The sequence below is a fragment of the Undibacterium parvum genome (assembly GCF_003955735.1).
Taxonomy (GTDB): Bacteria; Pseudomonadota; Gammaproteobacteria; order Burkholderiales; family Burkholderiaceae_D; genus Undibacterium; species Undibacterium parvum.
This window is the reverse complement of sequence record NZ_CP034464.1, coordinates 2,789,376-2,800,858: the sequence shown is the minus strand read 5'-3', so window position 1 is coordinate 2,800,858 and position 11,483 is coordinate 2,789,376. Positions and strand designations below refer to the sequence as shown.

The window sequence follows — 11,483 nt, the reverse complement described above, 5'->3', positions numbered from 1 at the left end:
CAGGGCGAAGAGTTTTTGGGCTGAGGTGACTGCTTGCATTTGCATGCTCCGGAGAATTAGGTGGCAAAAAAACACCGCGGCCAGGTAAGGCTTGGGCTGTGCCAGATAAAGCGAATTAAAATTACGCCGGGATATTACATTTATTTGCAATTGCAGGATGGAAATTTCCTAAAATAAATTGTTTTTTCGTTAAAAAAGAGACACTTCAGAATTTTCACTTGAACTCACACGCTTTTTAATGCAAAAAACTCAAATCGGAGTTCCATGTATTTTTGGCAGCTTATTTTATAAACGGAGCTTGAAAATTCGGAGGATATGTGGAGTCATTTCTTGGTGAAATCAGAATGAGTGCTTTCCCCTTTGCACCAGACGGTTGGTCTTTGTGTGACGTCTCTTTATTACAAATTTCCCAGAACGGAGCGCTATATAGTCTGCTGGGTACTAAATTTGGAGGAGATGGTTCTAAGACCTTCGGACTACCCGATTTACGCGGACGTACCATGGCGGGGCAATGGGGAGGCTACGACATAGGCACTAAGGGTCGAGCAGAGTCGGTCACACTTACTAGCAAGAACATGCCACCTCACTATCATTTGCTTTGTGTCTCGGACACGCTAGCCAATGCCGCCAATGTAGGAATGAACGCAGACCGCGTTCTGGCGACCAGCAATATCTATAATCCCCCGCCCCCGGGTCCCTCGGCACCGGCGAAAAAACTGTATGCGAAGGCCGATAACTCCAACACCCTGCAGTCCAGTGCCTGTACCCCCGTTGGCGGGCGTGGCGCTCATAACAATATGCAAGCTTCCTTAGGATCAATTTCATGATTTCCACTAAAGATTGGTATCCACCACGCGATTAAGGAGTTGAACATGTCAGACTGGTATACAGGTGAAATCCCGATTTTTTCCGGGAATTACGCCCCGGTGGGTTGGGAATTCTGCGATGGACGATCGATGCAGATTACTACCTTCGAAATACTTTATGCGCTTATAGGTGTTACCTATGGCGGGGATGGCGTGACTACCTTCAAACTCCCGAATCTGAATCAAACCTTGTCGATAGGGCAAGGTGTGGGTCTGACCAATCGCACGATGTGCAAGCGCTTGGGCGAAGCAGATAGTGTCCGATTATCTCGAGTGTAAGGAAAGGCTTAGGGCGCGCGGTTTGATGTGTGAGGCACATTTAATGGCGCTCGCCACGCCAGCGCCCCGCGCATAGTTTCACCGATTTAAGTCCCATGTCACTTCCAGCGAACTAACTGCTTCGGGCTAGTTGCGACTCCCACCTAATACGAACTTAGCCTTTCCGAGTTTTATATTAATCAAGTCGGGTTACATGGCGGTTACATGAAGATGAAAATCAAACAGACGAAAAAAAAGGGCTAGAGACCGAAATCTCCAACCCTTTGATTCTACTACTTATTCTTGGTGCCGACTGCCGGAATCGAACTGGCCACCTGATGATTACAAGTCAACTGCTCTACCAAATGAGCTAAGTCGGCAAAACTATTTTCTTCAACCGATTAATCTCTCAATCAGCCTTGGAAGAACAATATTATAGACTACTTTATTATTTTGAGTGTGGGTTTTTCAAACTTTTTTTGAGGTTCAGTGACTGGCTTTGCATCGCCCTTCGTTTCAACTGCACTAGGCTTACTGCTGACCGCAGCTAAACCCAGGCTAGGGCGAGTAAACTCTTGTACTGGTTCTGGTGCAATCGGTACCAGCGCCTCGGCCGACTCGACTACATCGGTATCGAATGCCATGCCCTCGCCGTTTTCGCTGGCGTAGACGGCTCTGACGTTCTCAACTGGCACGTAAATTTCTCTGGAGACACCGCCGAAACGCGCATTGAAGGCAACCGCAACATTATCCATCTTCAGGCCACTGGTGGCGCCAAAGCTGATATTGAGGACGATCTCTCCGTTGCGGACAAATTCCATAGGAACCCGCGTGGCGCCGGATACTTTAACGGCCAGATATGGCGTAAAGCCATTATCAGTGCACCATTCATAAATAGCGCGCATGAAATACGGTTTTGTGGAGCTGGCAGACATAGGTGACTAGTTTCGTGAATGTGTTTGAAGAATAGACCTTGCGCTGAAAAACAACAAGGCTGACAAATGCAAAATGTCAGCCTTGTTGTAGAACGATCAGTGCAGATTAACGACGCATTACTTTTTCAGATGGCGTCAATGCTTCAATGTAAGCAGGGCGGGAGAAAATACGCTCGGCGTATTTCATCAAAGGCGCTGCTGTTTTGGACAACTCAATACCATAATGATCGAGACGCCACAACAAAGGCGCAACGGCTACATCAAGCATAGAGAATTCGTCGCCCAGCATGTATTTGTTCTTGACGAACAAAGGCGCTAATTGCGTCAGACGATCACGGATTTCTGCTCTGGCCTTGTCTTGTAACTTGGAGGAAGAGGAAGATTTCTCATTCTCCAAAGTATGTACATGCACGAACAATTCTTTTTCAAAATTGAACAACATTAAACGTGCGCGTGCGCGTTGCAAAGGATCAGCTGGCATCAATTGCGGATGTGGAAAACGTTCATCAATGTATTCGTTGATGATGTTTGATTCGTACAAAATCAATTCACGCTCAACCAGAATTGGCACCTGACCATATGGATTCATGGTCGAAATATCTTCTGGCTTATTGAACAGATCGACGTCACGGATTTCAAAGTCCATGCCTTTTTCGAACAAAACCAGACGGCAACGTTGTGAGAATGGGCAAGTTGTACCCGAGTAGAGAACCATCATTTTACAGTTCCTTAAAAACGATTAGGGTGAGGCGCCTATTTTGCGCACCTCACCCTGGGATGACACATCCGCCAAACTAGGTGGCGGACGACTTATTTACTTTACTTCTTTCCAGTGCGATGCATTCAGACGCCACGCCAATAAGCTCAGCAAGGACAAGAACAACAACACCACTACGCCTAATTTCTTACGTGTATTTTGTGCTGGCTCGCCCATCCATTGCAGGTAGGCAACCAGATCCGTGACTGCGCTATCATACTCAGCCGGTGTCATTTTACCTTCAGTGACTTTCTCAAATCCGGCAAATTTATGCACGACTTTAGATTCGTCATGATGGTCTTTTTCTTCCACAAACTTGGCTGTGCGTACACCTTGCAGTTCCCATAAAGCATGCGGCATACCGACATCTGGAAATACCATATTATTCCAGCCAGTCGGTCGATTTTCGTCTTTGTAGTAAGTACGCAGATAGGTATAAATCCAGTCTGCGCCAGAACCGGCACTAGAAGCCTTGGCACGGGCGATTACCGACAAATCTGGCGGAACTGCACCAAACCACGCCTTGGCATCTTTAGGAGCGAGTGAAGTTTTCATCAAATCACCGACTTTTTCGCCGGTAAAGAGAAGATTCTCCTTAATTTGCTCTTCCGTTAAACCAATATCTTTCAAGCGGTTGTAACGCATGGCAGATGCCGAGTGGCAGTTCAGACAGTAGTTGACGAACAGCTTAGCGCCATTCTGCAAAGCCGCCATATTGGTACCGCGATCTTCTGCGTGATCCAAAGGGAAACCACCAGAATTTGCCAATGCCAAAGCTGGAACCAGAGCCAGAGCGGCGATCAAATTTTTAATTAATTTCATGCTGATTATTCCTTTGATCGCTTAGTGTGCTGAAAATGTCACGCGTTTTGGCACAGGCTTAAATGTGCCCATCGCGCTCCACCATGGCATCAACAAGAAGAAACCGAAATAGATCACGGTACAAACTTGTGAGACACGCTCTTTTTCAGGTGATGGTGCTTGCACACCCAAATAACCCAAGGCAACGAAACATATACCAAATACGATCAAGACATATTTATGCCATTGCGGACGATAGCGTATCGATTTAACTGGAGACTGATCCAACCAAGGCAATGCACCCAGGATCATCACGGAAGAACCGAATAAGACCACGCCCCAGAATTTAGCATCCAAGGCGCCAGGCATCATACCTGCCAGAGCCAGCAGAGCAATGCCGGCAATTGCCATTTTAATCTTCGATGGCAACTTAGTCGTCATAAAAATCAAGCCTACGTAGGCAACAATACCCGCCATCACTACATACATAAACTCAGTAGTAGTTGCACGCAAGATAGAATAAAACGGCGTGAAATACCAGGTAGGAGCGATATGCGGAGGCGTCTTGAGGGAATCAGCAGGAATGAAATTATTATATTCCAAGAAATAACCGCCCATTTCAGGAGCAAAGAAAACGACAGCACTGAAAATTACCAGGAACACAGTCACGCCAAAAATATCGTGGAAAGTGTAGTAAGGGTGCGAAGGCACGCTATCCAAAGGATGGCCGTCCGAACCTAAATTTTCTTTTACTTCGATACCGTCTGGATTATTCGAACCGACTTCATGCAAGGCGATCAAATGCGCAGCAACCAAACCTAACAACACCAAAGGAATTGCGATCACGTGGAAAGCGAAGAAACGGTTAAGCGTTGCATCACTGACGACATAGTCTCCACGTATCCATAAGGACAGATCAGGACCGATGAAAGGGATAGCACCGAACAAGTTAACGATAACTTGTGCGCCCCAGTAAGACATTTGGCCCCAAGGCAGCAAGTAACCAAAAAAAGCCTCAGCCATCAGACACAGGAAAATCGCGAAACCAAACAACCAGATCAATTCACGCGGCTTACGATACGAACCGTACAACAAGGCACGTGTCATATGCAGATAAATGATGATGAAGAAGGCCGAAGCGCCAGTCGAGTGCATGTAGCGCACCAACCACCCCCAAGGCACATCACGCATGATGTACTCAACCGAAGCAAACGCCAGCGTGGCATCCGGTTTGTAATGCATTACCAGAAAAATACCGGTAACGATCTGTATCACCAGCACCAACATTGCCAATGAACCAAAGATATACCAAAAATTAAAGTTTTTCGGCGCGTAGTATTGACCCCATTGATCATTCCACAGCTTAGTCAGCGGGAAACGGGAGTCTACCCAATTGAGCGCCTTGTCAACGACAGGAGCGTCCGCAGGTAATTTTTTCTCAACAAATGCCATGATTAAGCCTCGCCTTTCTCATCTTTACCGATGAGGATTTTAGTGTCCGACAAGTACATATGACGGGGAACATCCAAATTTTGTGGGGCAGGTTTATTTTTATAAACACGTCCAGCCAAATCAAAAGTTGAACCATGGCACGGGCACAAAAAGCCACCGGCCCAGTCGTCAGGCAGAGATGGTTGGGCTCCGGCTGCAAATTTTGAACTTGGCGAGCAGCCCAAATGTGAGCAAATACCGACCGTGATCAAGACATCGCTATGCTCTTTACGTGCACGGCTTTGTTTATCGCAATACTCTGGCATATCCATAGTGTAAGGTTTTTTCGATTCTGGATCGGCTACCTTATCTTCGGTTTTTGCCAAGCTAGCCATCATCTCAGGCGTGCGCTTGAGTATCCATACGGGCTTACCGCGCCATTCGAATACTTTCATTTCTCCCGGTTTCAAATCCGAGATGTCAGCTTCTACCGGCGCGCCTGCTGCTTTTGCGCGCTCAGATGGCTGAAAAGTGCTTACCAAAGCACCTGCGGTTGCCAAACCAGCTACGCCGCCCGCTGCGCACGTGGCGACTAGCAAACCGCGACGGCCAGAATCGACCTGCTTTTCGATACTCATACCAACCCCAATCTATCAAAAATCAAAACTTGACGAAGCGCAACCCCACTTCTAACAACCTTAAATTATAAAGTAGCTGAGTATGGTTTTAAAGGAAAAGATGATCAGACAAGCAAACTAGTGTGATTTTTCTGGTATTTTGTCAATTATTGGGGAAATTCTAATCATTGCGCCTGAAATACTGACGACTAGAAAAAATTTAAAAATCCAATTTAACAAAAATTTACGCCCGTTTTCTCGGAGTATGGGTGCTTAGGCATTACTATAATGACGTTTTTTTAAAGACTATATTTACTATTTTATCAAGGAAATTTCATGAGCATGATGCAAGAATTTAAGGACTTCGCGTCCAAGGGCAATGTAGTCGATTTAGCGGTCGGCGTTATCATCGGTGCTGCGTTTGGGAAGATTGTTGACTCACTGGTGGCAGATATTGTGATGCCAGTCATCGGAAAAATTTTTGGTGGCTTGGATTTTTCCAGCTATTACCTAGGATTAAACGGGCAGGCAAGCGGCCTATCCTTGGTAGAAGCAAAAAAGGCCGGAGCGGTACTAGCATATGGCAATTTCATTACCATAGCTCTCAATTTCCTGATTTTGGCATTCATCATTTTTCAAATGGTGCGCCTGTTCAATAAGATGAAAAAGGATCAGCCGGCAGCACCGGTCGCAGAAGTGGCAACGCCGGAAGATGTCGTGCTATTGCGTGAAATTCGTGATGCCTTAAGAAAATAATCCATTTACCCATAAAAAACCGCCATGTTTAAAAAATGGCGGTTTTTTAAATTTTAGACTGGGTTATCAATGTCAACAAATTGATGTTCGCATCCAAAATGTTGCGAAAGGTACGCGCCCAAGGCCGCGACACCGTAACGCTCAGTCGCATGGTGGCCACAAGACAAGTAGGCGACACCCGACTCACGCGCCAAATGCACGGTAGGCTCAGAGATTTCGCCACTCAGATAAATGCTTGCTCCAGCGACGATAGCCTGATCAAACAGATTTTGCGCGGCACCACTACACCAGGCAATCTGATCTATCAATTGTCCGGGATCGCCTATCAACATAGGCTTACGCCCTAATGTTCTCTCTACGTGCTGGGCCAGATCTCCTACTGTTTTAAGTTCTGAGTTTGACATCTTACCCAACCAGCCCAAATCATCCTCAGCAAAGCGGGAAATCGGTTTAATTTCCAGTTGCTTAGCTAGTTGAGCATTATTTCCCAATTCTGCATGCATATCCAAAGGAAGGTGATAGGCGAACAATGAGATCTCATTTTCCAGCAATAGTTTTAAACGCCGCTGTTTTTGCCCTACCACGCGCATATCCTCGCCACGCCAAAAGTAGCCATGATGCACCAGCACAGCATCCGCTTTTAGCTCTACCGCTCGTTCCAGCAAGGCTAAACTCGCCGTTACACCACTGAGTATTAGTTTAATCTCAGCACGCCCTTCCACCTGCAGCCCATTTGGGCAATAATCACGGTAACGTGCCGTTTCTAATTTTGCATCCAGATATTTTGCGAGCACATCCCTATTCACTGACTGTTCTTTCATATTCAAAACTCTCTATGCGTCGTTTATGGTTATTATTTGCCCAAACTGCTACCGTTGGTTTGGCTCTGTGGTTTATTCTCAGCACCTTAAAGCCAAACTGGTCAACTCAAGTATTGAACTCGTCCCATAAGTTAAGCTTGGCTTCAAGCGTAAGTATGCAGGAGGCACCGATCAATGGGGTTGCCGCGCAGTTCTCTTATCGCGAGGCGGCCAAACGTGCCATGCCATCCGTGGTGAACATTAATACCGCAAAAGCCAGCCGTCAGGCAAATAACCCCTTACTCAATGACCCATTTTTGAAGCGCTTCTTTGGCGATCAACAGAGTCCGCAAACTGAGCGCCAGTCTAGCTTAGGCTCTGGGGTTATTGTGAGCTCTCAAGGCTATATTCTAACTAATAACCACGTGATCGAAGAGGCTGATGAAATTTCTGTATCTTTAGCCGATGGACGCCAGGCCAATGCCAAAGTAGTCGGTACAGATCCTGAGACGGATTTGGCAGTCATTAAAATTGAACTTCCCAATTTGCCTGCAATTACTTTAGGCCATTCAGAACAGGCGTTTGTCGGCGACGTCGTGCTGGCAATCGGCAATCCTTTCGGGGTTGGCCAAACCGTCACGATGGGGATAATCTCTGCGCTAGGCCGCAATGATGTCGGCATCAACACCTACGAGAACTTCATACAAACCGATGCAGCAGTCAATCCCGGTAACTCGGGCGGTGCACTGGTCGATATCAATGGGAATTTACTCGGGATTAATTCAGCAATCTATTCGCGCAATGGTGGCTCGCTAGGGATAGGCTTCGCCATTCCTGTCACTACCATCAAGATGGTAATGGAAGCGATCATTTCAGATGGGCAAGTGGTACGTGGCTGGATAGGTGTTGAGCCGCAAGACATCACACCAGAGATGGCCGAGAGTTTCAATATCAAGGAAGCTTCTGGTGCCATAGTCGCAGGTGTGGTGCGTGGTGGCCCGGCCGATAAGGCCGGCATACGCCCCGGTGACATACTCACAGGCATAGAGGGAAAAGCGGTGAGTAACAAGTCAGAAATTCTCAACTTAATCGCGCAATTGAAACCGAATACCAAGGTTAAATTCACGGTATTGAGACGTACTTCTGTGTCTAGTGTCGATATCTTAGTCGGCAAGCGCCCACCAGTGAAACGCGAAGAATAAACTTAATTAGGAAAATATTTATGCATGTTCGTGATTTAAGTCGTTTTTTATTCGAATTATCTGAGAGTAATAATCGCGCCTGGTTTGTCATGAACAAACCCCGCTACGATATTTTACGCGCGGAATTTTTACAATTCGTCGCCCAGTTGATTAACGAAGTGAGTCGTTTTGATCCAGCTATCGCTGGTTGCGAAGGCAAAAAAGCTCTATTTCGCATCAATAGAGATGTGCGTTTTGGAAAAGATAAGTCCCCGTATAAAACTAATTTCTCGGCATCGATACTACCCAGTGGGCGCAAAAAACCTAGCGAAGGTGGCGGCCCCGCATATTATTTTCAACTCGATGGCAATGGCCGTTTATTTTTTGCGGTTGGTGAATATATGCCGCCCGCGGACAGATTGAAGGCGATACGAAATCATATCGTGGCCGACCCGAGTGGATTCTCCAAACTGCTCAAGAACAAGGGCTTGAAAGAGATTTTTGGGACATTGCAAGATGAGGGGAAGCTAATTCGGCCGCCCAAGGGCTACGATGCCGAGCATCCGCATATCGAACAACTTAAGCTAAAGAACTTTATGGTCTGGACCGAATGTTCGATAGTCGACATGGACGCTACTCAGATACAAGCAATTTTGCTAAAGGGCTTTAAAAGCGCCCTTCCGCTAGTCATCTGGCTACGTGCTGCCGCTGATTAATCTACGATTTCATCAGGTGCCTGCGTCGCCTTGACGAAAATCGGGGCGACCAGCAATCCCAACTCGTACAGCAAGCACATAGGTATCGCCAAAGAGAACTGGCTGACGACATCTGGCGGTGTCACGATAGCCGCAATCACAAAGGCACCGACGATCACATAAGAGCGTATCGCCTTGAGCTTTTCCAGCGGCACCAAGCCCATGCGCACCAACACCACGACCACAATAGGGACCTCAAAGGTCATGCCAAACGCCAGACACATAGACATGATGAAATCGAGATAATTCTCTATATCCGGAGCGACCGTAATCGAGGTTGGCGCGAACTCGTTGATGAACTTAAATACCCTACCGAACACAAAGAAATAACAGAAGGCAACGCCAGACATGAAAAGCAGCGATGACGAAATCACCAAAGGTGCGACCAGACGTTTTTCATGCGTGTACAGACCTGGGGCTACAAAAGCCCAAGCCTGATATAAAACCCAAGGCAAGGCCAGCATGAAAGCCACCAGGAGGGTCACCTTCATAGGCACCAGAAAAGGCGAAATGACACCAGTGGCGATCATCTTAGCACCGACTGGTAACGAGGCAATCATAGGTTGCGCCAAAATATCATAAATGGCAGAAGGTCCGGGCCAGGCAAATAAGCCCGCGCAAACCAGCGCTATCCCTATCGACGCCTTCACCAGTCGATCGCGCAACTCAACCAAATGTGAAATAAAGCTATCAGCCGCGCCCTGCAAATTTGTATCGGTCATGCACGGCCTGTAATGAATGAGAAGTGGTATTGGGAATACATTTAGAAGAAGCTGGCTGGTGTTTGAGGTTTTGCCCTATGCCTCGCCATTCTTGCCGAGCCAGATATCACATGGGCGCGCTGGCCGTTACGACTTTTATACCAAGCAGGAATCGCCGAGCTACGTGCCAGTTTTTTACGACGAAAATCTTTGGACTTAATCGCGATGGCATCATCTGCTGGCAAACTTGCTAAGGATGAACCAGCAACATCACCTTGCCAGGCTGCATTCAGATCATTCTCAGTTTGTGCGATGGATTGCCCTATAGACTGTTCTACGTCTTGCACTGCATCTTGCGCATCTTTATGCATCTTGCGCAATTCATCGAGTTCTATCTCGCGACTCACTTCCGATTTCACTTCATTGATATAACGTTGGGCGCGACCAAACAGGGAGCCCGCCATGCGGGCAACCTTAGGTAGGTCTTTAGGGCCTATCACGACCAGCGCAACCACGCCGATCAGCGCCATCTTGCTGAGTCCGAGATCTATCATAAATCGATATTTACCAGCCGCTTACAGCTTGGCTTTTTCCTTGGCTTCTACGTCTACAGTGACTTTATCAGCAACTTGCTTTGCATCAGTGGCAGCTTTATCTTCTTCGCCTTTGACGCCATCCTTGAAGCCTTTGACCGCCTTACCAAGATCACCACCGATATTGCCTAATTTTTTGGTGCCGAAAACCAGCATAACAATCACCAGTACGATCAACCAATGCCAAACACTAAATGAACCCATGATTTCTCCAATGTGAGAGCCTTGCTCTCGTCAAAATATTTAATGCTAAGTACCATCGATGCGGAATTAAGCGCGTTGGCGCTTGACTCCTCCCATCACATGCATATGCAGATGATACACCTCTTGGCCACCGTCTGGCCCCGTATTGATCAGGGTTTTGTAGCCGCCAGTGAGGCTGCCATCTGCATTTTTTATCACACCACAACCTTGCTCTTGCGCAAGCTTAGGTGCCAATTCCAACATTCTACCGAGTAATTCAGCATGTTCAGGCTGGGCATCTGCCAAGCTTGCCATATGCAATTTAGGAATAATTAAAAAGTGCACTGGTGCTGCCGGATGAATATCCTTAAAAGCCAGCAAATCTTCATCTTCATAAATCGCTTCAGAAGGGATTTGCTTAGCAATAATTTTACAGAAAATACAGTTTTCCACATTGACCTCTATCATCGCTGCTCAATTTATCCGGATCACTTTAAACGTCCTTGCGTGCGGCCTTTTCATCCAAACCGGAAAGCCCCTCGCGTCGTGCCAGTTCATTTAGCACTTGCTGGGGAGTAAGATTATACTGTGCCAACATGACAAGCGTATGAAACCACAAATCTGCGCACTCATACAATAGTTTGCTGGCATCGCCAGAAACTCTAGCGTCTTTCGCCGCCATCACAGTCTCAGTCGCTTCTTCACCGATTTTTTTTAGGATCGCGTCGTCGCCCTTTGCAAACAATTTCGCGACATAGGAAGTCTCTGGATTGCCGCCATTAGCTGGCTTACGACTTTCCATCAAATCAGCCAGACGCTGCAGAATCTCTTGTTCACTGTTGCTCATAC

At 47.0% G+C, this 11,483-nt stretch carries 16 protein-coding genes and 1 tRNA gene; 5 read left to right on the top strand and 12 right to left on the bottom strand.

From position 1 onward, the window contains the following. The first annotated feature begins 344 nt into the window (after positions 1-344). Both EJN92_RS12285 and EJN92_RS12280 read left to right on the top strand, forming a co-directional pair. A complete protein-coding gene (locus EJN92_RS12285) occupies positions 345-827 on the top strand; it encodes a phage tail protein (RefSeq protein WP_126128090.1) in 483 nt (160 codons plus the stop codon). 45 nt (positions 828-872) lie between these two features. Next, on the top strand, positions 873-1,145 hold the full coding sequence (locus EJN92_RS12280; protein WP_126128089.1) for a phage tail protein: 273 nt from the start codon (positions 873-875) through the stop codon (positions 1,143-1,145). Positions 1,146-1,428: 283 nt separating this feature from the next. Here the strand turns inward: EJN92_RS12280 and EJN92_RS12275 are convergent. The 6 genes from EJN92_RS12275 to petA form a co-directional block, all read right to left on the bottom strand. Next, positions 1,429-1,504 (bottom strand) — tRNA-Thr (locus EJN92_RS12275). 60 nt (positions 1,505-1,564) lie between these two features. Beyond that, positions 1,565-2,059: a ClpXP protease specificity-enhancing factor gene (locus EJN92_RS12270; protein ID WP_126128088.1), complete on the bottom strand. Its 495-nt coding sequence runs from the start codon at positions 2,057-2,059 to the stop codon at positions 1,565-1,567. A gap of 106 nt (positions 2,060-2,165) precedes the next feature. Next, complete coding sequence (locus tag EJN92_RS12265) at positions 2,166-2,777, bottom strand: glutathione S-transferase N-terminal domain-containing protein (RefSeq protein WP_126128087.1); 612 nt, start codon at positions 2,775-2,777, stop codon at positions 2,166-2,168. 96 nt (positions 2,778-2,873) lie between these two features. Continuing rightward, positions 2,874-3,638 (bottom strand): cytochrome c1, encoded by a 765-nt coding sequence (locus EJN92_RS12260; RefSeq protein WP_126128086.1) that lies wholly within the window; start codon positions 3,636-3,638, stop codon positions 2,874-2,876. Between the two features lie 21 nt (positions 3,639-3,659). After that, positions 3,660-5,072, bottom strand: a complete 1,413-nt coding sequence (locus EJN92_RS12255) for a cytochrome b (protein ID WP_126128085.1) — start codon at positions 5,070-5,072, stop codon at positions 3,660-3,662. Then, entirely contained in the window at positions 5,072-5,686 is a 615-nt protein-coding gene (petA, locus tag EJN92_RS12250) for a ubiquinol-cytochrome c reductase iron-sulfur subunit (RefSeq protein WP_126128084.1), read from the bottom strand. Before petA ends, EJN92_RS12255 begins: the two co-directional genes overlap by 1 nt. A 315-nt stretch (positions 5,687-6,001) precedes the next feature. Here petA and mscL point away from each other — a divergent pair, with 315 nt between their 5' ends. Continuing rightward, the gene (gene mscL / locus EJN92_RS12245; protein ID WP_126128083.1) at positions 6,002-6,421 is read left to right on the top strand and encodes a large conductance mechanosensitive channel protein MscL; all 420 of its coding nucleotides are present in this window, start codon (positions 6,002-6,004) and stop codon (positions 6,419-6,421) included. 53 nt (positions 6,422-6,474) lie between these two features. Here the strand turns inward: mscL and EJN92_RS12240 are convergent, their stop codons facing one another. Next, entirely contained in the window at positions 6,475-7,242 is a 768-nt protein-coding gene (locus EJN92_RS12240) for a Nif3-like dinuclear metal center hexameric protein (protein WP_126128082.1), read from the bottom strand. Positions 7,243-7,256: 14 nt separating this feature from the next. Here EJN92_RS12240 and EJN92_RS12235 point away from each other — a divergent pair, with 14 nt between their 5' ends. Together EJN92_RS12235 and EJN92_RS12230 are read left to right on the top strand one after the other, a co-directional pair. Then, the gene (locus EJN92_RS12235) at positions 7,257-8,423 is read left to right on the top strand and encodes a Do family serine endopeptidase (protein WP_126128081.1); all 1,167 of its coding nucleotides are present in this window, start codon (positions 7,257-7,259) and stop codon (positions 8,421-8,423) included. Positions 8,424-8,443: 20 nt separating this feature from the next. Continuing rightward, positions 8,444-9,118: a DUF2461 domain-containing protein gene (locus tag EJN92_RS12230; protein ID WP_126128080.1), complete on the top strand. Its 675-nt coding sequence runs from the start codon at positions 8,444-8,446 to the stop codon at positions 9,116-9,118. Here EJN92_RS12230 and tatC read toward each other — a convergent pair. The 5 genes from tatC to EJN92_RS12205 all read right to left on the bottom strand — a co-directional run bounded on the left by tatC (position 9,115) and on the right by EJN92_RS12205 (position 11,481). Beyond that, complete coding sequence (tatC, locus tag EJN92_RS12225; protein WP_126128079.1) at positions 9,115-9,879, bottom strand: twin-arginine translocase subunit TatC; 765 nt, start codon at positions 9,877-9,879, stop codon at positions 9,115-9,117. The genes EJN92_RS12230 and tatC overlap by 4 nt on opposite strands. 41 nt (positions 9,880-9,920) lie before the next feature. Beyond that, positions 9,921-10,412, bottom strand: a complete 492-nt coding sequence (gene tatB, locus EJN92_RS12220; protein ID WP_126128078.1) for a Sec-independent protein translocase protein TatB — start codon at positions 10,410-10,412, stop codon at positions 9,921-9,923. 21 nt (positions 10,413-10,433) lie between these two features. After that, complete coding sequence (gene tatA, locus EJN92_RS12215) at positions 10,434-10,655, bottom strand: Sec-independent protein translocase subunit TatA (protein ID WP_126128077.1); 222 nt, start codon at positions 10,653-10,655, stop codon at positions 10,434-10,436. A gap of 66 nt (positions 10,656-10,721) precedes the next feature. After that, complete coding sequence (locus EJN92_RS12210; protein WP_126129906.1) at positions 10,722-11,087, bottom strand: histidine triad nucleotide-binding protein; 366 nt, start codon at positions 11,085-11,087, stop codon at positions 10,722-10,724. Positions 11,088-11,127: 40 nt separating this feature from the next. Then, entirely contained in the window at positions 11,128-11,481 is a 354-nt protein-coding gene (locus tag EJN92_RS12205) for a phosphoribosyl-ATP diphosphatase (protein WP_126128076.1), read from the bottom strand. Positions 11,482-11,483: the final 2 nt, after the last annotated feature.